Annotated in this window: 32 protein-coding genes; 22 read left to right on the top strand and 10 right to left on the bottom strand. The window is 45.6% G+C overall.

Annotated elements, in window-relative coordinates; all coding sequences use genetic code 11:
• Nucleotides 1–26: 26 nt before the first annotated feature.
• Nucleotides 27–1,475, bottom strand: a complete 1,449-nt coding sequence (cls, locus tag MKY62_RS19355) for a cardiolipin synthase (protein ID WP_025806104.1) — start codon at nt 1,473–1,475, stop codon at nt 27–29.
• 249 nt (nt 1,476–1,724) lie between these two features.
• On the opposite strand from cls, the gene MKY62_RS19350 reads away from it, so the two are divergent.
• A complete protein-coding gene (locus tag MKY62_RS19350) occupies nt 1,725–2,168 on the top strand; it encodes a YwnF family protein (RefSeq protein ID WP_003185944.1) in 444 nt (147 codons plus the stop codon).
• Between the two features lie 50 nt (nt 2,169–2,218).
• On the opposite strand, the gene MKY62_RS19345 is transcribed toward MKY62_RS19350, so the two are convergent.
• Nucleotides 2,219–2,716 (bottom strand): GNAT family N-acetyltransferase, encoded by a 498-nt coding sequence (locus MKY62_RS19345; protein ID WP_003185943.1) that lies wholly within the window; start codon nt 2,714–2,716, stop codon nt 2,219–2,221.
• A 192-nt stretch (nt 2,717–2,908) separates the two neighbouring features.
• Here MKY62_RS19345 and MKY62_RS19340 point away from each other — a divergent pair, with 192 nt between their 5' ends.
• The 3 genes from MKY62_RS19340 to MKY62_RS19330 all read left to right on the top strand — a co-directional run bounded on the left by MKY62_RS19340 (nt 2,909) and on the right by MKY62_RS19330 (nt 5,112).
• A complete protein-coding gene (locus tag MKY62_RS19340) occupies nt 2,909–3,784 on the top strand; it encodes a M23 family metallopeptidase (protein ID WP_003185941.1) in 876 nt (291 codons plus the stop codon).
• Nucleotides 3,785–3,920: 136 nt separating this feature from the next.
• On the top strand, nt 3,921–4,526 hold the full coding sequence (locus MKY62_RS19335; protein ID WP_017474248.1) for an RNA polymerase sigma factor: 606 nt from the start codon (nt 3,921–3,923) through the stop codon (nt 4,524–4,526).
• Between the two features lie 13 nt (nt 4,527–4,539).
• The gene (locus MKY62_RS19330) at nt 4,540–5,112 is read left to right on the top strand and encodes an ATP-dependent Clp protease proteolytic subunit (protein WP_003185937.1); all 573 of its coding nucleotides are present in this window, start codon (nt 4,540–4,542) and stop codon (nt 5,110–5,112) included.
• Between the two features lie 48 nt (nt 5,113–5,160).
• Here the strand turns inward: MKY62_RS19330 and MKY62_RS19325 are convergent, their stop codons facing one another.
• From MKY62_RS19325 to MKY62_RS19315, 3 genes are all read right to left on the bottom strand, one after another.
• On the bottom strand, nt 5,161–5,511 hold the full coding sequence (locus tag MKY62_RS19325; RefSeq protein ID WP_003185936.1) for a P-II family nitrogen regulator: 351 nt from the start codon (nt 5,509–5,511) through the stop codon (nt 5,161–5,163).
• Between the two features lie 18 nt (nt 5,512–5,529).
• Nucleotides 5,530–6,741, bottom strand: coding sequence for an ammonium transporter (locus MKY62_RS19320; protein ID WP_003185933.1), 1,212 nt, complete (start codon nt 6,739–6,741; stop codon nt 5,530–5,532).
• Nucleotides 6,742–6,901: 160 nt separating this feature from the next.
• Nucleotides 6,902–8,200: a hemolysin family protein gene (locus tag MKY62_RS19315; protein WP_003185931.1), complete on the bottom strand. Its 1,299-nt coding sequence runs from the start codon at nt 8,198–8,200 to the stop codon at nt 6,902–6,904.
• A 160-nt stretch (nt 8,201–8,360) separates the two neighbouring features.
• Here MKY62_RS19315 and MKY62_RS19310 point away from each other — a divergent pair, with 160 nt between their 5' ends.
• Together MKY62_RS19310 and MKY62_RS19305 are read left to right on the top strand one after the other, a co-directional pair.
• A complete protein-coding gene (locus MKY62_RS19310) occupies nt 8,361–9,317 on the top strand; it encodes a magnesium transporter CorA family protein (RefSeq protein ID WP_003185929.1) in 957 nt (318 codons plus the stop codon).
• Nucleotides 9,318–9,379: 62 nt separating this feature from the next.
• Entirely contained in the window at nt 9,380–9,787 is a 408-nt protein-coding gene (locus MKY62_RS19305) for a CBS domain-containing protein (RefSeq protein WP_003185927.1), read from the top strand.
• Between the two features lie 37 nt (nt 9,788–9,824).
• Here the strand turns inward: MKY62_RS19305 and MKY62_RS19300 are convergent, their stop codons facing one another.
• On the bottom strand, nt 9,825–10,562 hold the full coding sequence (locus tag MKY62_RS19300) for a DUF2071 domain-containing protein (protein ID WP_003185925.1): 738 nt from the start codon (nt 10,560–10,562) through the stop codon (nt 9,825–9,827).
• Between the two features lie 129 nt (nt 10,563–10,691).
• Here MKY62_RS19300 and MKY62_RS19295 point away from each other — a divergent pair, with 129 nt between their 5' ends.
• Together MKY62_RS19295 and MKY62_RS19290 are read left to right on the top strand one after the other, a co-directional pair.
• Nucleotides 10,692–11,513 (top strand): manganese catalase family protein, encoded by an 822-nt coding sequence (locus MKY62_RS19295; RefSeq protein WP_003185922.1) that lies wholly within the window; start codon nt 10,692–10,694, stop codon nt 11,511–11,513.
• A gap of 134 nt (nt 11,514–11,647) precedes the next feature.
• Nucleotides 11,648–12,577: a manganese-dependent inorganic pyrophosphatase gene (locus MKY62_RS19290; protein WP_003185920.1), complete on the top strand. Its 930-nt coding sequence runs from the start codon at nt 11,648–11,650 to the stop codon at nt 12,575–12,577.
• Between the two features lie 42 nt (nt 12,578–12,619).
• On the opposite strand, the gene MKY62_RS19285 is transcribed toward MKY62_RS19290, so the two are convergent.
• The 3 genes from MKY62_RS19285 to MKY62_RS19275 all read right to left on the bottom strand — a co-directional run bounded on the left by MKY62_RS19285 (nt 12,620) and on the right by MKY62_RS19275 (nt 14,973).
• A complete protein-coding gene (locus tag MKY62_RS19285) occupies nt 12,620–13,198 on the bottom strand; it encodes an undecaprenyl-diphosphatase (RefSeq protein WP_003185918.1) in 579 nt (192 codons plus the stop codon).
• A 149-nt stretch (nt 13,199–13,347) separates the two neighbouring features.
• Entirely contained in the window at nt 13,348–14,541 is a 1,194-nt protein-coding gene (locus MKY62_RS19280) for an MFS transporter (protein WP_003185916.1), read from the bottom strand.
• 3 nt (nt 14,542–14,544) lie between these two features.
• The gene (locus MKY62_RS19275) at nt 14,545–14,973 is read right to left on the bottom strand and encodes a MarR family transcriptional regulator (RefSeq protein WP_003185914.1); all 429 of its coding nucleotides are present in this window, start codon (nt 14,971–14,973) and stop codon (nt 14,545–14,547) included.
• 336 nt (nt 14,974–15,309) lie between these two features.
• On the opposite strand from MKY62_RS19275, the gene spoIIID reads away from it, so the two are divergent.
• From spoIIID to mscL, 6 genes are all read left to right on the top strand, one after another.
• Complete coding sequence (spoIIID, locus tag MKY62_RS19270; protein WP_003185911.1) at nt 15,310–15,585, top strand: sporulation transcriptional regulator SpoIIID; 276 nt, start codon at nt 15,310–15,312, stop codon at nt 15,583–15,585.
• 185 nt (nt 15,586–15,770) lie between these two features.
• The gene (gene mbl, locus MKY62_RS19265) at nt 15,771–16,772 is read left to right on the top strand and encodes a cell shape-determining protein Mbl (RefSeq protein ID WP_003185909.1); all 1,002 of its coding nucleotides are present in this window, start codon (nt 15,771–15,773) and stop codon (nt 16,770–16,772) included.
• A gap of 208 nt (nt 16,773–16,980) precedes the next feature.
• Nucleotides 16,981–17,820: a flagellar hook-basal body protein gene (locus MKY62_RS19260; protein WP_003185907.1), complete on the top strand. Its 840-nt coding sequence runs from the start codon at nt 16,981–16,983 to the stop codon at nt 17,818–17,820.
• Nucleotides 17,821–17,863: 43 nt separating this feature from the next.
• Nucleotides 17,864–18,691, top strand: a complete 828-nt coding sequence (locus MKY62_RS19255) for a flagellar hook-basal body protein (RefSeq protein ID WP_003185904.1) — start codon at nt 17,864–17,866, stop codon at nt 18,689–18,691.
• Between the two features lie 193 nt (nt 18,692–18,884).
• Nucleotides 18,885–19,319: a 3-hydroxyacyl-ACP dehydratase FabZ gene (fabZ, locus tag MKY62_RS19250; RefSeq protein WP_003185902.1), complete on the top strand. Its 435-nt coding sequence runs from the start codon at nt 18,885–18,887 to the stop codon at nt 19,317–19,319.
• Nucleotides 19,320–19,388: 69 nt separating this feature from the next.
• Nucleotides 19,389–19,769, top strand: a complete 381-nt coding sequence (gene mscL, locus MKY62_RS19245) for a large conductance mechanosensitive channel protein MscL (RefSeq protein ID WP_003185900.1) — start codon at nt 19,389–19,391, stop codon at nt 19,767–19,769.
• A gap of 40 nt (nt 19,770–19,809) precedes the next feature.
• On the opposite strand, the gene MKY62_RS19240 is transcribed toward mscL, so the two are convergent.
• Nucleotides 19,810–20,223 (bottom strand): YwpF-like family protein, encoded by a 414-nt coding sequence (locus tag MKY62_RS19240; protein ID WP_003185898.1) that lies wholly within the window; start codon nt 20,221–20,223, stop codon nt 19,810–19,812.
• 181 nt (nt 20,224–20,404) lie between these two features.
• Here MKY62_RS19240 and MKY62_RS19235 point away from each other — a divergent pair, with 181 nt between their 5' ends.
• The 8 genes from MKY62_RS19235 to srlD all read left to right on the top strand — a co-directional run bounded on the left by MKY62_RS19235 (nt 20,405) and on the right by srlD (nt 25,619).
• Nucleotides 20,405–20,776 (top strand): hypothetical protein, encoded by a 372-nt coding sequence (locus tag MKY62_RS19235; RefSeq protein ID WP_003185895.1) that lies wholly within the window; start codon nt 20,405–20,407, stop codon nt 20,774–20,776.
• 105 nt (nt 20,777–20,881) lie between these two features.
• Complete coding sequence (gene ssb / locus MKY62_RS19230) at nt 20,882–21,229, top strand: single-stranded DNA-binding protein (protein ID WP_003185893.1); 348 nt, start codon at nt 20,882–20,884, stop codon at nt 21,227–21,229.
• Nucleotides 21,230–21,450: 221 nt separating this feature from the next.
• Nucleotides 21,451–22,413 carry a sugar-binding transcriptional regulator gene (locus tag MKY62_RS19225; protein ID WP_003185891.1) on the top strand — a complete coding sequence of 321 codons (963 nt, stop codon included), beginning with the start codon at nt 21,451–21,453 and terminating at the stop codon, nt 22,411–22,413.
• Nucleotides 22,410–22,853, top strand: coding sequence for a transcriptional regulator GutM (locus MKY62_RS19220; RefSeq protein WP_003185888.1), 444 nt, complete (start codon nt 22,410–22,412; stop codon nt 22,851–22,853). The genes MKY62_RS19225 and MKY62_RS19220 overlap by 4 nt, the downstream gene beginning before the upstream one ends.
• On the top strand, nt 22,850–23,398 hold the full coding sequence (locus tag MKY62_RS19215; RefSeq protein WP_003185886.1) for a PTS glucitol/sorbitol transporter subunit IIC: 549 nt from the start codon (nt 22,850–22,852) through the stop codon (nt 23,396–23,398). The genes MKY62_RS19220 and MKY62_RS19215 overlap by 4 nt, the downstream gene beginning before the upstream one ends.
• Nucleotides 23,399–23,415: 17 nt before the next feature.
• Nucleotides 23,416–24,423: a PTS glucitol/sorbitol transporter subunit IIB gene (locus tag MKY62_RS19210; RefSeq protein ID WP_003185884.1), complete on the top strand. Its 1,008-nt coding sequence runs from the start codon at nt 23,416–23,418 to the stop codon at nt 24,421–24,423.
• Nucleotides 24,424–24,447: 24 nt separating this feature from the next.
• The gene (locus MKY62_RS19205) at nt 24,448–24,819 is read left to right on the top strand and encodes a PTS glucitol/sorbitol transporter subunit IIA (protein ID WP_003185882.1); all 372 of its coding nucleotides are present in this window, start codon (nt 24,448–24,450) and stop codon (nt 24,817–24,819) included.
• Nucleotides 24,820–24,833: 14 nt separating this feature from the next.
• The gene (gene srlD, locus MKY62_RS19200) at nt 24,834–25,619 is read left to right on the top strand and encodes a sorbitol-6-phosphate dehydrogenase (RefSeq protein WP_003185881.1); all 786 of its coding nucleotides are present in this window, start codon (nt 24,834–24,836) and stop codon (nt 25,617–25,619) included.
• The last annotated feature ends 14 nt before the right edge of the window (nt 25,620–25,633 follow it).

Below are 25,633 nucleotides of genomic sequence, written 5' to 3'. Positions count from 1 at the left end.
ATTTTTTTAACAGCATGAATTGTGCGCTATAAAATCGGCGACAGCAGGATCGAAATGGCTTCTTTGAAGCGGATCGATTTGCTTCTGTTTAAATATTCCTCAAAGGTCAGCTCCCTTGACACTTGCAGATCTTTTTCAAATGATAGGACAAGGCTTCTCGCAATTTCCTCATCATATAAAAATGCATTCACTTCAAAATTGAGCTTGAAGCTGCGCATATCAATATTTGCCGTGCCGACCGATGAAATTTCCTCATCTACTACAATCGTTTTCGCATGGATAAAACCGTTGTCGTAAATAAATACGGAGGCGCCTGCTTTTAAAAGTTCGCCGATGTAAGAATAGGTTGCCCAGTACACAAACGGATGGTCGGGTTTGTTAGGAATCATGATCCTGACGTCAACGCCGGACAGACAAGCGATCCTGAGGGCATCGAGCAGGCTTGCGTCCGGTATAAAATAAGGCGTCTGAATAAGAATGGACCGCTTTGCCGTTGATATCATTTTAATATAGCCGTTTTTAATCTGCTCCCATTCTGAATCGGGGCCGCTGGTGACGATTTGCATGCCGATGTTTCCGTGGGAGTCGATGTCAGGAAAATGGTTTGGCATATATGTAATGTCGTGATGGTGCGAGGCCTGATTCCAATCCAGGATAAAACGCGTTTGAATCGAGTGGACCGCTGTTCCTTTGATTCTGAGGTGCGTGTCCCGCCAATAGCCAAAGGCCGGGTTCAGACCGAGATATTCGTCTCCGACATTAAATCCTCCGACATAGCCGATGACGCCGTCGATAATGACGAGCTTGCGGTGGTTGCGGTAATTCATGCGCAAATTGATAAATTTAAAGCGCGACGGGAAAAAGACTTCGACAAATCCTCCCGCTTTTTTCAGCTCTTTGAAAAAGCTTTTCCTGAGGCTTCTTGATCCTAATTCATCATACAAAACGCGGACTTCAACGCCTTCTTTTGCTTTTTTGATGAGCGCATCCCGGAGCTTTTTGCCGATCTCATCGCCTTTATAAATATAATATTGAAGATGAATATGGTCTTTGGCGTTTTCAATATCGCGAAGCAGCCTGTCGAATTTCTGGCGTCCGTCCGTTAACAGCTCGACCGCATTGTCTTCTGTAAAAACGGCGTGGTTATTCAAAATGTGCATATAAATCAAGTCTTTGCTGTCCGCCGTCGCTTTATTGCGAAATTCAAACTCGCGGTTTTTCAGCTTGGTCAGCTGCTGTTCCAATATTTTTTCAATCCCGATCTTCTTTCGGTCTTCCCATTGAAAAAGGTGATTTCTGCTCAAATTGTGGCCGAAGAGCAAATAAAGGATAAAGCCGAGAACGGGAATAAAGAAGAGCACCAAGAGCCAGGCCCAGGAGGAGCTTGCATCCCGGCGTTCCCTAAAGATCACAACGATTGCCAAAAGCGTATTTAAAACTAATATAAAACCGAGAAATATCGATGTGATACTGATATTTTTAATAATATCCATATTGAACCTCACAAGACGGATTTGTTTTTATACATTCCATTTATAACAGTTACTCCCCTTTCAAGCAACTATCTCATGTTATACGGGGCGGCGGCCGGAAAGTTTCTAAAGAAAAAGGGAGGAAGGCAAAAAACTGTAAAACATGTTGGATCTAAGTTACGATATACATATAAAAAGCGTGATTTAATTAGCGGACCAACGCCTCTTTAACCAAAACGGGAGGGATTGATTATGGATATGGAACGTTTCCATCAAATGCCGGCCTTTATGAAAGAAGAAATGGATAACCTCAAGCGCGTGGCGGCGCCGTTCTTAAAGAAAAGGCTGATTTTTCTTTTTATCGCGATTCCGCTGCTTCTTGCTTCATTTGTTTATCTTTCCTCTTTTTGGGGGCAGGCAGCTTATGGAACCGATTCAATGATAAAAATCGGCTGCGCTGCCGCAGGTGCAGCATTCGGCATGGCGCTGTTCAGAGAGTCGTCATACCAAAAAAGAAATGTTCAGCAATCGGTGATGAAATATATATTGGAACGGATGCAAGCAAGCGAAGTGCTTTCAGATGAACGGAAAAGCCGCTACGTTCGGGCGGTCAAAGAAGAGCCGTTTACTGTGATGAGAAGCTTTTTGGAATTTTTAAATGAAGAAGAGATCAGAAGGCGCAGGCTGGCTGAATGATTGATGGAAAAAAGAGCTGCATGACAGCTCTTTTTTTCGTGTCATGATGATCAGGCTTCATTCAATTCTTTTCCTAATATTTTTAAGTCGTACCGGATTCCGTCCATCTCGGCGATTCCAGGAAAGTGTCCCCACTCGGTGAAGCCGTATTTTTTGAAAAGCTTCATGCTCGGTTCATTGTGAGCGAAAATAAACGCCATTAAAGAACGGATTCCAAGCTTTGGAGCAGCTTCAAGCGCTTTTTCAAGCACCGCAGAACCCGCCCCTTTGCCGCGGTGGTCTTCATGAAGGTAAATGCTGACTTCGGCGGTTTTGGCGTAGGCGGGTCTCCCGTAAAATGATTCAAAGCTGATCCAGCCGACGATATCCCGTTTTTCATTTTCTACAATATAAAGAGGCCTTTCTTCGGTATGGCTCAAAAACCAGTTCAGCCTTTCTTCAGGCGTGACGGGTTCTGTATCTGCCGTCACCATTCGCGACGCAATGGTGGAGTTGTAAATATCGACTACTGCGGGAAGGTCTTCCCGATTGGCGATTCGTAATTTCATTCTCTCTATCCTTTCTTCATATGTTATATCTTCGGCGTTTTTTCCGTTATCATGCATACCGGTCATTTTTCAGTTTTTCAGGGCGGTTTTACATAAAAACGAAACAGCCGGTGCAAAATAAATTGAAAAAAGTTTTTTGTAAATGTATATATTTTCTGAAAAGTGTTCAGAATGTTGCTGAGGTGATGAGTTATGAAAGAGGAAGAAAAGAATCGTACTTCCAAAATCACAAAGCTGCAACAATTTTTTCGTAAACGCTGGGTATTTCCGGCCATCTATTTGACAAGTGCCGTCGTTGTATTAACCGCCGTTCTATGGTATCAATCGGCTTCTAACAACGATGTAAAAGACCAGCTTGCAGACGATGGCAAGAAATCAGCCTATGATAACCGGGATGATGCGGTAGAAGTAGGCAAACCAGTCGAAAATGTCGCAATGCCGGTTGCTGATTCTGAAAATGTTTCCGTCGTTAAAAAGTTTTTTGAAACTGACGCAACTAAAGAAGAGAAAGAAGCAGCACTTGTAAACTATAATAACACGTACAGCATGAGCAAAGGTATCGACTTGGCTGAGAAAGACGGAAAAACATTTGATGTTTCCGCATCTCTAAGCGGTACGGTCATCAAAGCTGCAAAAGACCCTGTACTGGGCTACGTTGTTGAAGTTGAACATGAAGATGGTTTATCAACTGTGTATCAGTCTCTTTCTGAAGTAAGCGTCAAACAAGGTGACAAGATTGAACAAAATCAAGTCATCGGAAAAGCAGGCAAAAACCTTTACAATGAAGAAGGCGGAAACCATGTGCATTTTGAAATCCGCAAAGACGGTGTTGCGCTAAACCCGCTGAACTTCATGGACAAGCCGGTCTCCAGCATTGAAAAAGCAATGGAGGAACAAGCGTCTGAAGTGAAAGAACCTGCTCAGCCTTCTGTTGAAGAAAAGTCAAAAACAGAAGACAAAGCGAAAGATCAAACAGATGGAAAAGACGACAAAACCAAGCGGGAAGATTCGTCTGAAGGGTCAGAAAATCAAGACGGAACCCAGTCTGACGATTCAAGCCAGTCATAAGGCACGCTTCCCTCAGGGCGCCTATCAAATGCGATAGGCGCCTTTTTTGTTACAATCATAAAAAAACCCGTATCAAATCGGCGGAGCCAGCCGTTTATTAAGTAAGAGGCCTCTTTTAAGGAGTGTGAATGCATTCATGAATGAATTAGAACAGCAAGCGCTGATAAAGTATTGCCTGAGAATGACAGGCGATAAATGGGATGCCGAGGATTTAGTCCAGGATACAATCCTCAAGTTAATGGAAATCAATCGAACAGACGCGTCACATGCTTATCAAAAGACGGTTGCAAAGCATAAATGGATTGACCTGCTCAGAAAAAGGAAGCGCGAAAGCTTTCTGTCTGAAGATAATCTGGAAGACGGGCGGGCAGAGCGCATGAAGGCGGCCGATGACTTCGAGCACCTGCTGAAACAGCTTTCCGGTATTTTAACACCGAAGCAATTAACGATTTTTCTGCTCAAAGATGTGTTTTCCTTTCAGCTGCACGAAATCGCCGAGACGCTCGGTAAGCCCGAATCATCCGTCAAGTCGCTTTTATTTAGATCGCGTCAGCGATTAAAAAGGCTTTCTCCGGAGGTTCTGCAAAAGGAGCCGGCGGACGGGGATGACGAACACATCGGTCTGCTTGTTCGGGCGATATTGCATCACAACCCCGATGATCTGCTCGAATTTGCCAAACAGACATGGCGTTTCGACGCTTCACAGCCGTCTTGCATCAGCATGATGAGGTGCGCTGCCTAGGAGGAAAAATGCTATGAACACCATTCCTTACGTCATTGAGAAAACGGCTGCCGGTGAAAGATCGTACGATATTTTTTCCAGACTTTTAAAAGACCGGATCATTATGATCGGTTCTGAATTCAACGATGACCTCGCCAATCGGGTCACCGCCCAATTGCTGTTTTTGTCAGCTGAAGACAATGAAAAAGACATTTCGATCTATATCAACAGCCCGGGCGGATCAACTTCCGCGGGATATGCAATTTTGGATACGATGGATTATGTGAAGCCTGATGTCCGCACGATATGCGTCGGAATGGCCGCTTCCATGGGAGCGATTCTCCTCGCCGGCGGAGCAAAAGGCAAACGGTATGCACTCAAAAACAGCGAAATCATGATCCATCAGCCGCTCGGCGGCGTCAAAGGACAGGCGACAGACATGGAGATTTCAGCGAAGCGGATCATCAAACTGAGGGAAAAAATCGAGCGCTTCTTTCACGAACGAACGGGCCAGCCCATTGAAAAACTAAAAGCCGACATGGAACGCGATTACTTTATGGATGCGGACGAAGCGAAGGCATACGGTGTTATTGATGCTGTTTTGTAACATTAGAAAAGCTCCCGGCTTAACTCCAGCCGGGAGCTTCGATCTTTTTTATAAAGCGTCAGGACCTTCCTCGCCTGTGCGGATGTTGATGGTGTTTTTAATTTCGTATATGAAGATCTTGCCGTCACCGGGTTCCCCGGTTTTCAGGACGTTTTGCGCCGTCTCGGCCACCTTTTCGACAGGCACTTTGCTGACGACGATTTCGACTTTTAACCTTTCATACACATTGCTTTCGCGTTTGACCCCGCGGTAAAGCTCAGTATGCCCTTTTTGCAGGCCGCATCCGTGTACATTGTAAAACGTAATGGACGTTACCCCGATTTTGGCCAGCTCCGTTTTCAGCTTTTCAAAGTTTGTAGGACGGGTTACAATTTCCACTTTATACATTTGACCGCTCATACCATCACTCCTGACAAATTAATCTTGATACGCTTTTTCGCCGTGCAGCGTAAGATCGAGGCCCAATGATTCTTCATCCTCTGAGGCACGGAGTTTAAAAAAGATACTGACTATCTTAATAATAGCGTATGTGACGATTGCGACAAACAAATATGTTGCAGCAATCGCAATCAGCTGTTTCCAAAGGAGACTGATGTCTCCGTAAAAAAGCCCGTTGGCACCGTCTGCGTTGACAGATGTCGTCGCGAACAAACCTGTCGCGATTCCGCCCCATGTCCCGCCGAGCCCGTGAAGTCCGAAGGCATCGAGCGCATCATCGTACCCGAATTTTTTCTTGAGCGAAAACACCCCCCAGAAACAGACGATTCCTCCGATAAGCCCGATCCATACAGATGAGAATGGCGTGACAAAACCTGCGCCAGGCGTAATCGCGACGAGTCCCGCAATCGCTCCCGAGACGGCGCCGAGCATCGTCGGCTTCTTATTAATCAGCCATTCTGCCAAAATCCAGCCGATCAGCCCCGCGGCCGCAGCCGTATTCGTGTTGATAAAAGCGGTCATGGCGACTTCATCGATCGTCAGCGCGCTTCCGACATTGAAACCGAACCATCCGAACCAGATCAAAGTCGCCCCGAGCAGGGTCAGAAGGAGGTTGTGAGGGGCGGTGTCGCTCATATTTTTCCGCTTGCCGAGAACAATCGCAACGACCAGACCGGCTACCCCGGAAGAAATGTGAACGACGTTTCCGCCGGCAAAATCAATAGCTCCCAGCTCGTCAAGCCAGCCTCCGCCCCATACCCAGTGGGCGACAGGCGAATAAACGAAAACCGCCCAGAGCACCGAGAAAAGAATAAAGGCCGGAAAGCGCATGCGCTCCGCAAAGCTTCCGGAAATAATCGCAGTCGTCAGGACGGCAAATGTCAATTGGAACATCATATAAAGCGTATGCGGGATCGTCTCCGAATAATCGGCATTGGGTTCAAAACCGACACCGTGCAGTCCGATCCAATCCAAACCCCCGATCAATGGGTTTCCGGGAGCGAAAGCGAGTGAATAGCCGAACAAAATCCATATGATAGAAACGATGGCAATTGAAGATAAACTGTGCATAACGGTGCTGAGCACATTTTTGCTCCTTACAAGGCCTCCGTAAAATAAAGCGATGCCCGGCGTCATCAGCCACACGAGCAAAGCGCAAAAGAACATAAATACTGTATCCCCCATCTGCATGTTTCATTCCTCCGTAGTCATTTAGATTGAGAGCAGATCTCTGTTTCTTTCATTATAGTGACAAAAGGGAGATATCATGATGAACATGTCAGATTTCCTTACATGGTTTTTGGGGAGAAAAGCGGACAGGGAGAGGCTGAAATATCCGACAGAAGGGGGATTAAGCGGTTTTTTCAACCTCAACTGCAACGATTCGATGTCCGTCCATTTCTTTTACTTTAAAACGGTATCCTTCACTTTCGATCGTCGTTCCGGGCTTGCTCTCAATATTCTGCGTCAGCATCCAGCCGCCGATTGTATCAATCTCCTCATCTGATAAATGAATTCCAAGCAGGTCGTTTACGTCGCTGACCAGTACTTTCGCGTTTAGGATGTAATGGTCATCTTCGAGTTTCTGAACAGCAGATACTTCTTCAGTATCGAATTCATCGCGAATGTCGCCGACGATTTCCTCGACAATATCCTCAACCGTCACAAGACCCGATGTTCCGCCATACTCATCTACGAGAATCGCCATATGTGTATGCTCTTTCTGCATTTTGACAAACAGCTGGTAGACGGGAATCGTTTCAATCACATGGATAACCGGATGGATATATGGCTTTAGCGATTTTGTTTCTAAAGAAAATTCCCCTGCAAGCTCCGCCAGCAGCAGTTCTTTTATATTGATCATTCCGGTGATGTGATCTTTGTCTTCCTCCATGACGGGGAAGCGGGTGTGCTTCGTTTCTTTGATAAGCTGCTTCGCTTTTTTTAAACTGTCGTCAAGAGATAAGACGGTCATTTCATTGCGCGGCACCATAATTTCTTTTGCCGTACGTTCGTCGAATTTAAAAATATTGTTTACATATTTCAATTCATTTTGGTTAATCTCCCCGCTTCGATAGCTTTCAGATAAAAGCGTTCGCAGTTCTTCCTCCGAATAGGCCAATTCGTGTTCACCGGTCGGCTTCAGGCCGAACAGACTTGTGATCATGCGGGCTGAATGATTGAGCAGCCATATAAAAGGAAACATGATTCTATAAAACCAGATCATCGGCTGTGCAAAAAGCAGCGTAACGGTCTCCGCTTTTTGAATGGCGATCGTTTTTGGCGCCAGCTCTCCGACAACAACATTGAGATAAGTAACTGATAAAAAAGCGGCCAAAAATGAAAGAATATGTGTAATCGACTCGTTCAAGCCGATTTTTGAGAAAAGGGGATGCAGCAAGGTCTGCATCGTCGGTTCACCAAGCCAGCCCAAGCCCAATGCCGTCACGGTGATTCCAAGCTGGCAGGCTGACAAGTATTCGTCAAGGTGCGAGGTCACTTCTTTTGCGGCAAGAGCGCCCTTTTTTTTCTGAATGATCAATTGGTCGATCTTTGTCCGCCTTACTTTGACGATGGCGAATTCGACCGCGACGAAAAAGCCCGTAAATGCGATTAATCCTGCTACTGCAATCAGCTTCAATAACTCCAATGCCCCGCCTTCTCAGTAAAGAAGGCGCCACCTCATTTTCTATGAAAAACTCATACTGGCTTCATACCACGTGCCGCAGCGCGGCAAACATCATGTTTATTTACGCGGAGGGCGGGCAAAGAAATATAAAACGAGTGGGCCGGAAGAGGAGGAGACAAGTATGAGAGTTTTTCAGGGAGAGGGCTGGACATGGTATCAGCTTGGCCCTCACGAAAAAACAACAGCACAAGGGCTGATCCAGCCCGATCATTGGCCGGAATGCCGAAACTGGTTTCAAGGCGTTCCCTCGGCCAACATCAATTGCCTTGATATCAATGCTGCCGTTCAAGGCAAGGAAGCGATCTACGGTTCATATATTTACGACCAGGAAGCGGAAGTTCAACAAAACCGGACAGCATTTCATTTTTACTTAACGAAAGACTATTTTTTCACAATGAATTTAGATATCTCGCAATTTGAAGAGGCAAACAGAAGGCCGATCGATCAACACTTAAAGCGATGCAAAGACGCCCCTGAAGTGTTCCTGGTCCTGCTGGGCGAACTGATGAGAATGTATTTGAAGGAACTTGAGCACTTTGAAGTTCACCTTGGAAAAGTAAGGTGGGGATTTCATCATGACAACAATAAAAGCATCATTGAACTGATTCATAAGCGGCGTCACGAACTCCTGGTCATAAGAAGTTTAATTTTATCGATGAAAAAGGTTGCAATGGGCCTTAAAGAAACTTTTTTAACCAAATCGTTTGACGAAATCGAACAGCGCAGGACGTTTTACGAAATCGACAGAGGCATGTCATTGATCAAAGAGTATGCGAATGAAATCAATTATTTGCTTCATTCCGAGGAAGTGGTGACATCCCACAGAGGCAATGAAATTTTTAAAGCGCTGACGATTTTTACGACGATCTTTACGCCGATGACGGCTTTCGGCGCCCTGTGGGGAATGAACTTCGAAGTCATGCCTGAACTCTCTTTAAAGTACGGCTATTTATTTTCGCTTATTTTAATCGCCGTTTCGACCGCCCTTGTGTATTGGTATTTGAAAAAGAAAGGCTGGACCGGCGATTTATTGAGGGATAAAAAACGATATATGAAAAGGAAGGGCTCTTTTAAATAGGTTTAAGCCCGCGGTATATCGGAAAAGCACATAATAACCCCATCATAAAGGAGGAATTCCGAATGAAACTGAAGGACATCATGACAACCAATGCTGAATGCTGCGAGCCTTCTGCCCCGATTGCGGAAATTGCCGGTAAGATGCGTGATTACAATGTAGGTTCAATTCCGGTCTGCGAGAACGGAAAATTGACGGGGATCGTTTCAGACCGGGATATTGTTATCAGATGTGTAGCTGAAAATGAAACAGATGCGGCTGCTCGGGATATCATGAGCACACAGATGGTGACAGGGCGCCCGGATATGTCTGCTGAAGAGGCTGGTGATCTGATGGCGGAACACCAAATTCGCAGGCTGCCGATTGTTGAAGATGACCGTCTTGTCGGAATCGTTGCTTTGGGGGATCTCTCCGTCTCACATGCGGATGAGAAAGCGGGAGAAGCTTTAAGCGAAATTTCAAAACCGGCTTAAACAGGTTGAAGGAAGAGCGTTTTTAGCTCTTCCTTTTTTATGTTTCTTCACTTTCCCACTTTTTCAGCGGCCAAAATAAGACGTGCTGCCTTTTTGCATAATGAAGAAGGGGCGCGGTGTCTGGGAGTGTGAGATCGTTTGCGCTTGTGAGCGGACCCGGAAAAATATCAGCTTCAGCCTGCTGCAGCTGCCACTCTGAATGGTGGATATCTTCATAATAGAGCTCGTTTTTATGCGTGGTGTACAAACGGTACCTTTCAGCAAGCCAGTATTCAAGCGTTCCTTTATCAGCTGAGAAAGGCTCCGAAACCGGTTGATATTCTGCATAAAACTCTGCTTGTGAACGTTTTCTCCTGCTTGTCAGCTGAAAGCGGTCTTTATGTTGTGCAAAGCGCATCCCGGCGTAAAAATAAGGCAAGTGGAACATTGAGCGCGCGCCGGCGACGGCCAAGCGCGAAGCGGCGTCAAGACTGAAAAAATAAATGCCCGGGACGCCTTTATATGCTACATATGTCCGGACATTCAGCTCGGGAAATCTGCTGATGAAAGGAAAGGGCGGCAAAAAACGGGGACGCATATTTGTCAGCAGAAAAGGCAAGATACCGATCCACGCTTTTCCGTTGAATGTCTCCAATTCCAAGGCCGCCGGTATTTGTCCGCGAATGGCTTCAGGATCGACAGCCCAATGGGCAAATAATACATGATTCCATGTTTGCGTCATCATCCACGGTCCTTCAGGCAGTGGAAAAGGGCGGTGAGAAGTATTTTTTATCATAGAACAGCTCTCCTTTGGTTCGAATTTTGACCTGTTTTAAGCACATCCCGAACCTGTTGTACGGTTTTATGATTTCCCTTTTCGGCTAAATCAAAAACGAGGATACAAAAAACGGAGGAGTGATCTGATTTGTTCAAGCATACGAAAGTGCTGCAGTACCCTGCCAAACCTGAAAGACCCGACCCTGTCTTCGCAAAGAAAATGCAGGAGATACTCGGCGGCCAGTACGGAGAAATATCTGTGGCGATGCAATACCTTTTTCAAGGGTGGAATACGCGGGGAAATGAAAAGTATAAAGATTTGCTGATGGATACGGCGGCAGAAGAAATCGGACACGTCGAAATGATTGCGACGATGATTGCACGGCTGCTTGAAGACGCTCCGGTTTACGAGCAGGAAAAAGCAGCAGACGATCCTGTCATCGGCGCCATTATGGGCGGAATGAACCCTCATCACGCAATCGTTTCAGGTCTGGGGGCCATGCCTGAAAACAGCACCGGCGTTCCTTGGAATGCAGGCTATATTGTAGCGAGCGGCAACCTTCTGGCCGACCTGCGCGCAAATGTCAACGCTGAATCGCAAGGCAGACTGCAAGTCGCACGGCTGTACGAAATGACGGATGACAAAGGCGTACAAGATATGCTCGGTTTTCTTTTGGCAAGAGATACGATGCACCAAAACCAGTGGATTGCCGCGATCAAAGAGCTGGAAGAAAAAGAAGGCGTCATCGTGCCCGGTACCGTTCCGCCAGAATATGAAAAAGAAGAAGTTTCGCACTCTTTATACAATTTTTCGGATGGAGAAGAAAGCGCACAGTTTGAGTGGCTGATAGGGAAGGCGCCGGACGGAGCGGAATTTCACTATGAGAGCGGCCCTGTCGCATATGGAGAAAAACCGGTCTTGAAGCCCGCTCCAAAACGAAGCCACAATACACCTGACTATGGAGAATAAAAAGAGCCGAACGGCTCTTTTTTTATTTTTTAAAATGACAAAACACTTCGTAAATATTAAAATAAGTGACAGATTTGCAGATTTTTTTATTGTCAGGTAAGCTTACTATAAAAACAACAGTAAGGAGTTATATCATGAGTAAAGTACTTATTTTTGGCCACAAAAATCCGGATACGGATACGATTTGTTCAGCGATTGCATATGCCGAATTAAAAAAGGAGCTCGGCATGGACGCAGAGCCTGTCCGCCTCGGCGAAATCAACGGCGAAACCGAATACGCGCTTAAGAAATTCAATGCAGAAGTACCCCGCCTTGTGAACACTGTCGCGAATGAAACAGACAGCGTGATTTTGGTTGACCATAATGAGCGCCAGCAGAGCGTCGATGACTTGGATCAGGTTCGCGTGCTTGAAGTCATCGACCACCACCGGATCGCCAACTTTGAAACGAGCGACCCTCTGTATTACCGCGCAGAGCCTGTAGGCTGCACGGCAACGATCTTAAACAAGCTCTATAAAGAAAACGGCGTTGAAATTAAAAAAGATATTGCGGGGCTGATGCTGTCGGCGATCATCTCAGATTCCCTCTTATTCAAATCCCCGACATGCACGGAAGAAGATGTCAAAGCTGCAAAAGAATTGGCTGCGATTGCCGGCGTTGATGCTGACAGCTATGGACTAGATATGCTGAAAGCCGGAGCTGATTTGAGCGCAAAGACGATTCCTCAGCTTCTTTCTCTGGACGCAAAAGAGTTTACGATGGGAAGCCATAAAGTAGAGATCGCGCAGGTTAACACTGTCGACACAAACGACGTTCTCTCCCGCAAAGAGGAAGTTGACGCAGAACTTGCAAAAGCGGTATCTGAAAAAGGGTTGGATTTATTTGTGTTTGTCGTAACTGACATTTTAACAAACGACTCGGTTGTCGTCGCTTCAGGACAAGCTGCACAAGCAGTGGAAAAAGCGTTCAATGTCACATTGGCAGACAACACAGCGACACTGAAAGGCGTTGTATCGCGCAAAAAACAAATTGTTCCGCCGTTAACCGAAGCCTTAAAAGGTTAAGGAAATAAAAAAACACCCGAATCTCATGATTCGGGTGTTTTCTTATACCGTTCTGGATACCGCTTTCCGCAATTTCCGCAAGATCGATTCATAGAGTGAAATGATCCGTTCAAAAAGCGGCTGCACATACGTGGAGAATCTAAACATAACAAGTGATACGAATAAAGCGACCAAAATGCTGCCCAATACGTCAACAGGGTAGTGGTGTCCGACCCAAATACGGGAAAAGCCCGTCAATAACCCGAAAGCAATCAGGCAGCTTCCAATTTTCCGATGATAAAGCCAAAAAGCGATCGAAATGGCTAACGCCCCGGTTGTATGATCGCTGGGAAATGAGGCGTCGGCAGCATGGTGAATCAATACGTCCACATGATGAGCGACAAATGGCCTCGGCTCATAGTAAACCAATGACAGCAAATAATTTGCCGCCAATCCGAAAATACCCGTCACACCGGCCTGAAGAACGGTTATTTTATAAGAACGGTTTCCGAATATCCAGATCAAAAGCAAAATGAGCGCATACATATAAATCGCTTTTTCTGTAATCAAAATCATGGCGCCATCCAGGATGTCGTTGTGGTTTGCTAATTGATGAATGCGTGTAAAAAGCCAATAGTTCAAAAAATCACCTTTTTAATAGAGTAGTAATTTTTGGGCAGACAGTTAGGAGACGTATTTCATTTTGCAAAAGTTTCATTAAATAACAGATCGAGCTGTATCAGCCTGCATGAAAAGAGCCGGGCGTTCCCGGCCCGGCGAGGTTGAACGGCTTATTCAGCCATTGATATATCCCGCTTCTCCTTTGCGGATGCAGGTTTTTGGCTCCATGTATACAGAAACAGGTTGATGAGCACGAAAACGCCTGAGAATAAATAAATGTTTGAAAAACCGGCTTGTGCCACAACCAACCCGAAAACATAGGATCCGACTGCGATGCCGGTATCAAACAGCGTAAAATAAGTCGCTGTTGCATAGCCGCTCCGGTGAGGCGGCGAAGACTGGATCGCCAAGGTCTGAAGGCACGGTGTGATAGATCCGTAGCCGATGCCGATGACAGCTCCGGATAGCAAAAGCATCGCACTGCTGTTTGTAAAAGCAAGCAGGAAAAGCCCGGCGCAAAAAATGATAATGGACGGATAAATGACGACTCCCGGGCCGACTTTATCATACAGTTTTCCCGTAAACGGCCGCGTGATCATCATTGTCACCGCGAACACCATAAAGAAATAGCTGCTTGCTTCAATAAGGCCGAGGGATTTGGCATAAACAGAGATGAAGGAAATCACGCTTGAATAACAAAACGACACGAACAAGCCGACCGTTGCAATCCGAATCGCGCCCTTTTCAAACATGTTGGAAAATGACAGCCTGAACACAGCTGAACGGATGTCGTTTCCTTTAGGAATCCGCACCAGTGCCGTACAGAGGATGGCTACAGTGACGATTCCTGAAAATAAAATAAACAGATCGGAAAAACTCATTTTATCCAGCAGGTTCAAGGCGATAAACGGGCCGATGACAACCGCCAAATTCATCGACATAGCAAAATAGCCCAGCCCTTCCCCGCGGCGGGCCGGCGGAATTAAATCGGCTGCAATTGCACTCGTCACCGTGGTGATGATGCTGAACCAAATGCCTTGGAAAAAGCGAATGCCAAGCAGCAGGTAGATATCGTGAATGAAGATATAAAGAAATGATGCCAAAGTAAACAGCACGACGCTGATGAGTGCCATTCTCTTTTTGCCAAAACGCTCAATAACAGCTCCCGAAAACGGCCTTGCAAAAATCGCGGACAGCATGAAGCCGCTGATCAAAAGGCCGCCCTCTGACTCGGAGCCGCCGAGCTCCTGCATCGCATAGACCGGAAGCACGGTCAATAGTGCGTAAAAATAGACGAATATAAACAAATTAATCAAAACGACCATGATAAAATCCCTGGTCCAAATGGGTTCAGCTTGCTTCATAGGCTACAACTCCTCCTGGTGTCCTTCTAACAATTGACTTAACAGCCTTTGGAATATTTTTTTATCCCGTTCTTCAAATACGGAAAGCATTTCCTCTTCAAATTCTTTCATTTTTAATTGAATGTCATCATATTTAATTTTGGCTTCTTCTGTCATCTTGACGACTTTTTCCCGTTTGTCATCGCCCTGTATCCGTTCGACCCAGCCGTTTTTTTCGAGGCGGCTGACGGTTCTTGTCACAGTCGGCGCTTCGACGTGCAAATAAGTCCATATGTCTTTCTGCGTCATCGGTCCGTAGGTGTGAAGACAATATAGGATCGACCACTGTGAACCGTAAAGGCCGTACGCTTCGAGCTGTTCATTCGTTTTTTTAGCAACCATCCGAGTGCTTTGATTGAGCTGGTGAATAATCTTTCGATTGATATGTTCCATTCCCGGACTCCTTCAAAATAGTTACCTAGGTAAATAATAAACTTTATTCATTTTACCGGAAGTCAAGATTAGTGTAAAGTTAAAATTTTTGAAGCCCGAAATAAAATTATAAGAGAAACCCCTTGTCCTCCTTGAGTTTTTAGCATAATCCCATTTAAATGCTAATACACTGATACAAACCTAACAAAGAGAGTGTTTGAGGTGAGGGATCGTGGGAGTATTTCAAAATTCTACTTGGAAAAGCATAAAACGAAGAAGCTGCGCAAATAGCGAATTTTTTCACAAGACGGATCTCATTTCACACTTCTCACATCCATTTTAGGGAGGTCGAGTGGTGTGCACGATTACATCAAAGAGCGAACAATCAAGATAGGGAAGTACATCGTGGAGACGAAAAAAACGGTTCGTGTGATAGCGAAGGAGTTTGGTGTTTCCAAAAGTACCGTTCACAAGGATTTGACAGAAAGGCTGCCTGAAATTAATCCTGACCTGGCCAATGAAGTAAAAGAAATTCTTGATTATCATAAATCAATCAGACATTTGCGGGGCGGAGAAGCAACAAAACTAAAATACAAGAAAGAGGAAATCTTTGAAAGAGAACCCGTGCAATAAGGAATAATGGCTCAGAAACGAGCAGCGTTTATCAGAATTTCCCGGTATCCTCCGTAAAAAGCCACAAAAATTTTATGAAGAACTTTAATAAGCTCTCTTTTTTTTCTAATATTTATGATAAAATATATAATTAGGGCAGAATGTGGACATTGCTGTGAAACAGATTTCGAGGAGGATATAGATAGATGTTTGCAAGGGATATTGGTATTGACCTTGGTACAGCGAATGTGCTGATCCATGTCAAAGGAAAAGGTATTGTCTTAAATGAACCATCAGTCGTTGCTCTTGACAAAAACAATGGGAAAGTGCTCGCTGTCGGTGAAGAAGCAAGGAGAATGGTAGGACGTACACCTGGGAATATTGTTGCGATACGTCCATTAAAAGACGGCGTCATTGCCGATTTTGAAGTAACAGAAGCCATGCTGAAGCATTTCATTAACAAGCTGAATGTAAAAGGTCTTTTCTCAAAGCCGCGCATGCTGATTTGCTGCCCGACAAATATTACTTCTGTGGAGCAGAAGGCCATTAGAGAAGCTGCCGAAAAAAGCGGCGGAAAGCATGTATATTTGGAGGAAGAACCTAAGGTGGCCGCAATCGGAGCGGGAATGGATATTTTCCAGCCAAGCGGAAACATGGTAGTTGATATCGGCGGTGGAACGACAGATATCGCAGTCATCTCAATGGGCGATATTGTCACCGCCTCTTCTATTAAAATGGCTGGGGACAAGTTTGATCTTGAAATCTTGAACTACATCAAACGCGAGTACAAGCTGCTCATAGGCGAACGGACAGCCGAAGATATTAAGATTAAAGTCGCAACTGTTTTCCCAGACGCACGTCACGAGGAAATTTCCATCCGCGGCCGCGACATGGTCACAGGATTGCCGAGAACCATTACGGTAACGAGCAAAGAGGTGGAGGAAGCGCTGCGCGAATCTGTATCTGTCATTGTACAGGCTGCCAAGCAGGTGCTCGAAAGAACGCCGCCTGAGCTGTCAGCCGACATTATCGACAGAGGCGTTATCATTACAGGAGGCGGCGCATTGTTAAACGGTCTTGACCAGCTTCTTGCCGAAGAGCTGAAAGTGCCTGTTCTCGTTGCTGAAAATCCGATGGATTGTGTGGCAGTCGGTACGGGTGTCATGCTTGATAACATGGACAAGCTTCCCAAGCGCAAACTGAGCTGATCAGAAGCCTCATTCTTTTTGAGAATGAGGTTTTTTTATGTGAAATGCTTTAAAGGAGCTGAACGGCTGCCGATAAAAAGAGTAGTATGTTTGAATACCATTATAGAACAAACGTTCTGTATTAGCAAATATAAATTGCAAGCATTTCGCAAAAGAGGTTTTTTCGATAGGAAACTCTGGAGCATGACACTTATTTTGAGGTGAAATGATGTTAAAAGGACTTTATACAGCAACTTCAGCAATGATCACCCAGCAGCGCCGCACAGAGATGCTGACGAATAATATCGCGAATGCAAATACGCCGGGATATAAAGAAGACCAAGGATCAATACGTTCTTTCCCGGAAATGCTTTTGAGCCGGATTGAGTCTGATTCTTTCAAAGCCGGCAGCGCTTCGCGTTCGTTTTCAACACAGACGCCAATCGGTTCAATCAATACAGGGGTTTATATGCAGGAACTGAAGCCTCAATTTTCTCAAGGCGATCTGCAAAGCACGAATGAGCCGACAGATATTGCAATCAGCGAAGCCGAAGTTCCGGTCAACGGCGAAACAAACGATAAAGCGGCGCTTTTCTACGCGGTCCGGCTTGAAAATGGGGATGTACGCTATTCAAGAAGCAGCCGTTTTTCTTTAAATGAAAATAATCAATTGACAATAAACGGCCGACTCGTCCTTTCAACGGAAAACCGGCCGATCACGGTGGGAAGCGAGAATTTTCAAGTCGCTGAGGACGGAACGGTGACTGAAAACGGCCAAAATCTGGGGAGGATCGATGTCAGAATCGCGCTCGATACGAGAAATTTAGCAAGAGAAGGCGATGATCTGTATCGTACTGAAAACGGTGAGGCGCTGCCAAGCGCAGTCGGCAATCCTGAAGTCACTTATTCTGTCAAGCAGGGGATGACCGAACGGTCGAATGTCGACGTGACGAGAGCCTATACGGAAATGACCGCTGCCTACCGCTCGTTTGAAGCCAACCAAAAAGTTCTTCAGGCTTATGATAAAAGCATGGAAAAGGCGGCCAATGAGATTGGAAGGATCGGATAAATGACCGATCGCGATCAGCGTAAATGGAGGATGTGGAAAAACGATGCTTAGATCCATGATCACGGCTTCAAACACAATGTTTGAACTGCAAAAACAAATTGATAATATCAGCCATAATCTTGCAAATACCGATACAACGGGATATAAGGCGAAAAACACGAGCTTTTCGGAGCTGATCAGGCAGCAGATTGAACAGGTAAACGAGAAAAATAATGAAGTAGCTGCAAGCAGAAAGACGCCGCCAGGACTTCGCCTCGGCGTCGGAGCCGTCATGACCGACCGGCTGACGCATAAGCAGGGAAGCCTTAAGGAGACGGGCCGCGATCTTGATATTGCACTGACTTCTCCTTATCAGTACTTCCAGGTCAATGTCGGCGGGGAAGTGCAATATACAAGAGACGGGGCATTTTACCTTACGCCTGCGGCGGGGAACGCCAACCAGATGCAGCTTGTGACGAAAGAAGGACATGCCGTCCTTGATGAAAACGGAAATGCCATCCGCTTCAACCAGCGCTATAAACACATCAAAGTCGATGAATCGGGAAGTGTCACCGTTTCGTCAGACAATCAGGGAGAAGCGCCACTGCGTTTTAACCTGGGGATCGTCCGGGCTGTCAAACCTCAGGCTCTAACAGAAGAAGGAAGCAACCTTTTTTCTGTCAGCGATGAATTGAGAGCAACGGCTCTTATCAACCTGAACGGAGCCGGGCGGCAGGACATTTCTCTAAAACAGGGATTCCTTGAATCATCAAATGTCGACGTATCGAAGGAAATGACCGATCTGATCTCTTCGCAGAGGTCATATCAAATGAATTCCCGCGCCATCACGATGGGCGATCAAATGATGGGGCTGATCAATTCAGTACGTTAGCACAGCAAAACAGGAGCCGGCCAAACGACGTTTGGTTCAGGCTCTTTTTATTTTCACTTTCATCGTTTTAAACCGGTTGTGCCTCATCTTTTGTTGAAAAAGATTCCGTTTCATAATATACTTCCAGATGTACAGAATAAGGCACTGACATATCATTCTATACATATTTTTCGAAAAAGGAGATGTCAAGGCAATGCTTGATGCTCAGCAAATTAAAGAAATCATTCCCCACCGCTATCCCTTTCTGCTGGTAGACCGTGTGACAGAAGTAGAGGAAGGAAAACGGGCCGCGGGTTATAAAAATGTGACAGTAAATGAAGAGTTTTTTAACGGACACTTTCCGGATTATCCGGTGATGCCTGGTGTTTTAATTGTTGAAGCGCTTGCGCAAGTAGGTGCGGTGGCGCTTTTGATGAAGGAAGAAAACCGCGGAAGGCTCGCGTTTTTTGCGGGAATTGACAGCTGCCGCTTCAAAAAGCAGGTGAAACCGGGCGATCAGCTCCATCTTGAGCTTGAAGTGCTTCGTTTCCGCGGTTCCATCGGCAAAGGAAAAGGAGTCGCAAAAGTGGACGGAGAAGTCGTGTGTGAAGCCGAATTGATGTTTTCTCTTGGTGAAAAGCAGGAATAATGTAAACACAATGGGTTTTCGTAAAAGCCCATTTGTTTTTTTATCATGAAAGCGAAAAGGTGATCATTCATGTGGAAAGAATTTAAAAGTTTTGCGATTCGGGGAAATGTAATCGATCTTGCAATTGGTGTCATCATCGGAGGCGCCTTTGGAAAAATCGTAACTTCGCTTGTCAATGATTTGATGATGCCGCTCCTCGGTCTTCTGCTTGGAGGCCTGGATTTTTCCGCGCTGTCGTTCACATTTGTTGATGCCGAAATTAAATATGGGCTATTCATTCAGTCGATCGTCAATTTCTTTATTATTTCGTTTTCCATTTTTCTATTTATCCGCTATATCTCTAAGCTGAAGAAGAAGGATGCCGAAGAAGAAAAAGCTGCTCCTGATCCTCAGGAAGAATTGCTTAAGGAAATACGGGATTTGTTAAAAGAGCAGACAAACCGTTCTTAGAGCTATAAATGAAAAGGCTGTCCGGCGAAGACAGCCTTTTTTATATATTTTGCTTAAATGCTTCAAGAAGCCGATCTCCGGAATATCCTTCTTTCATTAAATCTTCCAAAATCTTGTCGGAGCCTTTCCTCAGCTTTGAGCTGACCATTTTGCCGTCCAATAAGACGGAAACATGCTCGCCGAGCACCGTGATGTTTTTGACCTTCGCTAACAGCTGTGCTGGGCGGTTGCTTTTTTTCGTGATCGTTACATATGCTTTCACTTCTTTGCCTTCCTGAAGGAGATATTCGAAAAAATACCGGTATTCTTTAGAAACCAGCCCTTCAACCATCCAGTGGTTTTCTCCGTCTTCCTTATTAATGATAAGGCCGTCGATCAGCGGGAACTCCTCAAGCCGCTTTGAAGTGTCATCCTGGCGGACAATTTTTAAATCAATAAGCCTAAAGGTTTTCATTAGTATCACCTCACAAGCTTCCATAGTTGTATAACCATTATAGCACATTCGCTTGGGAGAACTCTTGACCCTGGTTTGTTTCTGCAATAGGAGCATATTCATATTTTAAATTTTGCAAAAAGTATTTTATAATGCTTTATTTTTATTTATACTTTAGGTGATATTGAGCAGGAGGTGACTTATGAACCATTTTTACTTAAAGGAAGTATTTGTGATCGCAAGCAATTCAGCTGCTGACTGCCGTCAATATATGCCTATGATTTGCTTTTCAGCCGGTAACAAAAAGCACGAAATCAGCACATATGCAAATGAAGGCATCATGTTTCGCTATGAAACGAAGGACGGAATGGAAATATACGAATTTCAAGTAACGCTTAAACAGAAAGAGTTGTCATTCCGTCTGTATGCTTGGGACGGGGGCTCATATGTCCGCGTATACTCAGAGCGGTGGCTGTCATCTCCTGTTTTTTTTCAGTTTCTGAAAAATACGTATTTCTCAAATAAAAATGAAATGATTTTTATGATTAGTGGAAGAAAAAAGCAAAAATTATGACATGAGCCCGGGTTTTTTTCCGGGTTATTTTTCTTTTATGAGGATTTTGCTTAAAATCTGTTCTCTTATAAACTGGGGATACCCGAACAGGAAGGGAGGGACGAAATGTTTAATGAGATCATGCTCGTCGGGCGTTTGACAAAAGATCCCGAACTGCGGTATACATCTGACGGTGTCCCTGTTGCAAATGTGACGCTGGCTGTCAGCAGGCCTTTCAAGAACGCAGCAGGCGAAGTAGAAGCGGACTTTGTCAATTGCACTCTATGGCGCAAAACTGCCGTGAACACAGCCGAATATTGCGAAAAAGGCTCCATCATCGGGCTGAGCGGAAGAATCCAGACCCGCCAATACGTCAATTCAGAAGGCGAACGCACCTTTATTACAGAAGTTGTCGCCCGGTCAGTCAGATTTTTGGGAGAAAGCCGGAAAGCGCATGAGCCGGCTGATGCTTAAACCTAAGATTCCTTCTATAAACTCCTTTCTCAAAAAGAATCAATCAATATCCCCTTGTTTATCCCCTTTTATGGCCGGTTTTGAATGACCGGTTTTTTTATTTTAGACAAAAAATAGACAAATTTAAATTGACGTCCAAAAATTCCGTATGTATAATGTAAGCGAATACAACAACAAATGACCAATGTTTGCACAAATGCGCAAAGGTAAAGGGTGATCTTATGGAAATGAGGGATGATAAACGCCTTCTGATCAAAGTCTGCAAAATGTACTACGAAGAGGATATGACACAGAGCCAGATTGCAAAAGCAACAGGGATATACAGAACAACCGTCGGACGTATGCTGAAAAAAGCGCGTGAGGCAGGAATCGTTAAAATCACGATCGATGACCATGTCGGGACACACTATGATTTGGAACGGGAGCTCGAACAGCTGCTCGGGCTTAAAGAAGTGTACATATGTGATGCAAAACCGGAACAAACAGCTGAAGACAAGAAGAAACTCGTCGGCAAAGCCGGAGCCGAAATCTTAAAACGAGTCGTGAAAGACGGGGATACGGTAGGCTTCGCATGGGGGACGACGATGGCGGGAATGATCGGGGAGTTTCACGGCGTCAAAAAACGGAGCGCTTCATTCGTGCCGCTGGTCGGCGGTCCGGGCGCCATGGATACGAAATATCACGTGAACAGCATCGTCTACAGCATTGCGGGTGACTTTGGAGGCACGCCTTACTTCATAGATGCGGCAGCCGTTGTCGAAAAAAAAGAAACGAAGGAGGAAATCGTCAAGTCCCACTATTTCAAAAAAATAGAAAGGCTGTGGAACGGCCTTACTGTGGCAGCCGTCGGAATCGGGGCGCCGCTTAGTTCTTCAAATATGATCTGGACCGGATTTTACGGCGATCAGGATATCGAGCGCCTTGAAGAAAAACATGCAGTCGGAGATATATGCTCGCGTTTCTTTGATCGTTCGGGAGCTTTAGTAGAAACAGAGATTCATGACAGAACCATCGCGATAGACATCAACAGGTTAAAGGATTTGGAATATTCCATAGGTCTTGCCGAATCCCATGAAAAAGTTCCTTCGATTATCGGGGCTGCAAAAGGCCGCTATATTAATGTTTTAGTGACAACTGCCGAAACAGCCAGAGAAATTGCCGAGGAGGTGAGAAATCAATCATGATCATTTACTTTATCATCGCCCTTGGAGCTGCATGGCTTCTCCAGAGCGTTTTAGGTTTTTGGCAAATCAGGCATTTCAATCGAACGTTCGCCGCGTACAGGCGTATAGGGAGAGTCGCGGTCGGAAGGAAGACCGGCTTACTCAGAGCCGGAACGGTCGTCCTGTTTGTCATCGACAAACGCAACAAAATTTTGAAGGCATCAAAAATGCAAGGTGTCACCGTCTTTTCAAGAATCAGACCTTTAAAAGGGTTTGAAGGAAAGTATTTGCTGAAGATCGGACAAGCGGAGCTTGCCCGGCACGACCGCCTCACACGTCTTGCAATTGAAGATGCCTTGAGAACATTCGACATCATCACGAAAGGGGGTGATGTTCCGCAGAAGAAAACACGGCTTCAAAAACTGATGAGCTTTCAAATCAAAAAAAGAGGTGAAATATGAAAAACGTAACATGGCTTGCGGAAAAGTTTATGGACTTATTCAGGCATGGCGGAGAAGTGTTTGTCGGTATGCTTACAGACATCGTTCCTTTATTGATTATGCTGCTTGTCGCCATGAATGCTCTGATACGCCTGATAGGAGAAAAGCGCGTAGAAGCGCTTGCGAGGAAGTCGGGAAAAAATCCATTGACCAGATACATGGTTTTGCCTGTCATCGGTACGTTCATGCTCGCAAATCCAATGACGCTGTCGCTTGGCAGGTTCTTGCCTGAAAAATACAAACCGAGCTATTATGCGGCTGCATCCTATTCGTGCCACACGCATAACGGACTTTTCCCACACGTGAATCCGGGCGAGCTGTTTGTTTTCCTTGGGATTGCCGCAGGGATTACAACGCTCGGGCATGAAACGACGGAGCTTGCTCTCCGCTATCTTTTAGTCGGGATTGTGACAAACTTTCTCAGGGGCTGGGTAACGGATATGACAACGGCTTATGTCGCGAAACAGCAGGGCATTGCCTTGAAAGATTCGATTGATCTTAAATAAGAAAGGCGGTTTAGGAGATGAGTTCCTATCGTTCGGTTGAAGTTTCAAAAGGGCCTGGAGGGTTTGGCGGACCTCTGGTGATCACGCCTGATGAAGAGAGAAATAAAATCGTGTACGTCACCGGCGGAAACAAACCCGATTTTGCGGATCATTTAGCTGAGCTGACGGGGTGCACCCTGGTCGACGGCTTTAAAACGACAGTACCCGAAAGCGAAATGGCCGCTGTGATCATCGACTGCGGAGGGACGCTGCGCTGCGGACTTTACCCGCAAAAGCGAATTCCGACGATCAATGTGATGGCGACCGGGAAAAGCGGGCCGCTTGCCGCCCATATTACAGAAGATATATATGTTTCCGGAGTAAAAAAAGAGAATATTAAACTGCTGGGAGCTGTGGAGGAGCCTGAACAGTCTAATATTCCAGAAGAAAAACAAATACAAAATAAACAAAACCATTATAGCACAGAGAAAAAGATTAGTGAACAGCAGTCGCCGAAAGGGATGATGGCGAAAATCGGGATGGCCATGGGATCGATCGTCAGCACATTTTATCAAGCTGGACGGGAAGCGATTGAAACCGTTATCAAAACAATTCTTCCGTTCATGGCTTTTGTGGCTCTATTGATCGGCATCATTAAAGAGTCAGGCATCGGAGACATTTTTGCCAAATATTTATCACCATTTGCAGGCTCACTGCCCGGGTTGCTACTAATCTCGCTTGTTTGTTCATTTCCACTGCTTTCCCCGTTCCTTGGACCGGGGGCGGTGATTGCACAAGTTGTCGGTTCTCTGATCGGCGTTGAGATTGGCAAAGGAAACATTCCGCCGAATTTGGCGCTGCCTGCGTTATTTGCAATCAATTCACAAGCCGCTGCCGACTTTGTTCCAGTCGGTCTGGGTCTTGCGGAAGCGGAAGTCGAAACGGTTGAAGTCGGGGTGCCGTCGGTGCTGTATTCGCGTTTTCTCACGGGGGCGCCAACCGTTTTTATTGCTTGGCTGGCCAGCTTTGGCATGTATGACAGCTGAGGGTTTTCTTAAGGAGGGAGAATAATGGTCATGCTTTATGAAACAAAAATAAACAGAATCGGAGCTCAAGCAGCGGCGTTTTCAGATGAAAAGATGCTCATATTATTTGGTGAAGGTGCTCCGGATGAATTGAAAGATTATTGTTTATCAATTGATATAAAGCCTGTAGAAGGCGACTTCAATGAAGGCGATGAGCTCATACTGGGCGGCGAGTCCTACAAAATTACAGCCGTTGGCGGAGCCGTTCGTCAAAACTTGGCGAATCTCGGGCATATTACGCTAAAATTTGACGGATCAGTTTCAGCCGAACTGCCGGGAACACTGTACCTTGAACGAAAAGAACAACTGCCGGAGGTTTCAGCAGGAGACTGTATTCAAGTTAAAAGATTCTCATAAGGAGCGGGTGCAATATGGAGATGAATAAAGGAAAAGTGGCATTGATATGCGGCGGCGGCCAAAGTCTCGGAGAAGCGCTGTCCTACCGGATGGCAGAGGCGGGATATGACATCGCGGTCGCAGACATCAACGGCGAGAACGCCGAAAGGACGGCAGATCATGCAGCCGGTCAATACGGGGTCAAATCGCTGTGGATTCAAGCGGATTTTACAAAGGAAGCCGATGTGAAAAAAATGATCGGCAGGGTCACGGACGAATTCAATAAAATCGATGTGATGGTGTACAGTGCGGGAATCGCCAAAAGCAATAAAATCACGGATTTTGAACTTGAAGACTGGGAACGGACCATCGAGGTCAATTTGACCGGGTATTTTCTTTGCGCGAGGGAAACGTCAAAGGTCATGATTGAGCAGGGAAGCGGGTCAATCATTCAAATCAATTCCAAATCGGGAAAAGTCGGCAGCAAGCATAATACAGCTTATTCAGCTTCTAAATTTGGAGGGGTCGGTCTCACGCAAAGCCTCGCGCTTGATCTTGCCGAACACAACATTCGGGTGAACAGCATTATGCCGGGAAACTTGTTAAAATCGCCGATGTTCCAAAGCTTGATCCCGCAATACGCGAAAAAGCTCGGCATTCCAGAGAGCGAAGTAGAGCGCGTGTACACCGAAAAAGTGCCTCTAGGACGGGGCTGTACGTATGATGACATCGCCAATGCCATCTTATTTTACGCCTCTGACCAAGCATCTTATATGACGGGTCAATCGATCAATGTAACCGGGGGGCAGGTCATGCATTAAAACAAGAGGGGGAC

The sequence above is a fragment of the Bacillus sp. FSL R7-0646 genome (genome assembly GCF_037969865.1).
Lineage (GTDB): Bacteria > Bacillota > Bacilli > Bacillales > Bacillaceae > Bacillus > Bacillus licheniformis.
The sequence above is the reverse complement of the archived record's forward strand: the minus strand, read 5'-3'. Positions and strand labels throughout refer to the sequence as shown.

What these genes read in the sequence shown, in the direction of transcription:
- MKY62_RS19350 (WP_003185944.1), top strand. Translation starts at nt 1,725, where the DNA reads ATGGATATGGAACGTTTCCATCAAATGCCGGCCTTTATGAAAGAAGAA.
- MKY62_RS19345 (WP_003185943.1), bottom strand. Translation starts at nt 2,716, where the DNA reads ATGAAATTACGAATCGCCAATCGGGAAGACCTTCCCGCAGTAGTCGAT.
- MKY62_RS19340 (WP_003185941.1), top strand. Translation starts at nt 2,909, where the DNA reads ATGAAAGAGGAAGAAAAGAATCGTACTTCCAAAATCACAAAGCTGCAA.
- MKY62_RS19335 (WP_017474248.1), top strand. Translation starts at nt 3,921, where the DNA reads ATGAATGAATTAGAACAGCAAGCGCTGATAAAGTATTGCCTGAGAATG.
- MKY62_RS19330 (WP_003185937.1), top strand. Translation starts at nt 4,540, where the DNA reads ATGAACACCATTCCTTACGTCATTGAGAAAACGGCTGCCGGTGAAAGA.
- MKY62_RS19325 (WP_003185936.1), bottom strand. Translation starts at nt 5,511, where the DNA reads ATGAGCGGTCAAATGTATAAAGTGGAAATTGTAACCCGTCCTACAAAC.
- MKY62_RS19320 (WP_003185933.1), bottom strand. Translation starts at nt 6,741, where the DNA reads ATGCAGATGGGGGATACAGTATTTATGTTCTTTTGCGCTTTGCTCGTG.
- MKY62_RS19310 (WP_003185929.1), top strand. Translation starts at nt 8,361, where the DNA reads ATGAGAGTTTTTCAGGGAGAGGGCTGGACATGGTATCAGCTTGGCCCT.
- MKY62_RS19305 (WP_003185927.1), top strand. Translation starts at nt 9,380, where the DNA reads ATGAAACTGAAGGACATCATGACAACCAATGCTGAATGCTGCGAGCCT.
- MKY62_RS19300 (WP_003185925.1), bottom strand. Translation starts at nt 10,562, where the DNA reads ATGATAAAAAATACTTCTCACCGCCCTTTTCCACTGCCTGAAGGACCG.
- MKY62_RS19290 (WP_003185920.1), top strand. Translation starts at nt 11,648, where the DNA reads ATGAGTAAAGTACTTATTTTTGGCCACAAAAATCCGGATACGGATACG.
- MKY62_RS19280 (WP_003185916.1), bottom strand. Translation starts at nt 14,541, where the DNA reads ATGAAGCAAGCTGAACCCATTTGGACCAGGGATTTTATCATGGTCGTT.
- MKY62_RS19275 (WP_003185914.1), bottom strand. Translation starts at nt 14,973, where the DNA reads ATGGAACATATCAATCGAAAGATTATTCACCAGCTCAATCAAAGCACT.
- mbl (WP_003185909.1), top strand. Translation starts at nt 15,771, where the DNA reads ATGTTTGCAAGGGATATTGGTATTGACCTTGGTACAGCGAATGTGCTG.
- MKY62_RS19260 (WP_003185907.1), top strand. Translation starts at nt 16,981, where the DNA reads ATGTTAAAAGGACTTTATACAGCAACTTCAGCAATGATCACCCAGCAG.
- MKY62_RS19255 (WP_003185904.1), top strand. Translation starts at nt 17,864, where the DNA reads ATGCTTAGATCCATGATCACGGCTTCAAACACAATGTTTGAACTGCAA.
- fabZ (WP_003185902.1), top strand. Translation starts at nt 18,885, where the DNA reads ATGCTTGATGCTCAGCAAATTAAAGAAATCATTCCCCACCGCTATCCC.
- mscL (WP_003185900.1), top strand. Translation starts at nt 19,389, where the DNA reads ATGTGGAAAGAATTTAAAAGTTTTGCGATTCGGGGAAATGTAATCGAT.
- MKY62_RS19240 (WP_003185898.1), bottom strand. Translation starts at nt 20,223, where the DNA reads ATGAAAACCTTTAGGCTTATTGATTTAAAAATTGTCCGCCAGGATGAC.
- MKY62_RS19235 (WP_003185895.1), top strand. Translation starts at nt 20,405, where the DNA reads ATGAACCATTTTTACTTAAAGGAAGTATTTGTGATCGCAAGCAATTCA.
- ssb (WP_003185893.1), top strand. Translation starts at nt 20,882, where the DNA reads ATGTTTAATGAGATCATGCTCGTCGGGCGTTTGACAAAAGATCCCGAA.
- MKY62_RS19225 (WP_003185891.1), top strand. Translation starts at nt 21,451, where the DNA reads ATGGAAATGAGGGATGATAAACGCCTTCTGATCAAAGTCTGCAAAATG.
- MKY62_RS19220 (WP_003185888.1), top strand. Translation starts at nt 22,410, where the DNA reads ATGATCATTTACTTTATCATCGCCCTTGGAGCTGCATGGCTTCTCCAG.
- MKY62_RS19215 (WP_003185886.1), top strand. Translation starts at nt 22,850, where the DNA reads ATGAAAAACGTAACATGGCTTGCGGAAAAGTTTATGGACTTATTCAGG.
- MKY62_RS19210 (WP_003185884.1), top strand. Translation starts at nt 23,416, where the DNA reads ATGAGTTCCTATCGTTCGGTTGAAGTTTCAAAAGGGCCTGGAGGGTTT.
- MKY62_RS19205 (WP_003185882.1), top strand. Translation starts at nt 24,448, where the DNA reads ATGGTCATGCTTTATGAAACAAAAATAAACAGAATCGGAGCTCAAGCA.
- srlD (WP_003185881.1), top strand. Translation starts at nt 24,834, where the DNA reads ATGGAGATGAATAAAGGAAAAGTGGCATTGATATGCGGCGGCGGCCAA.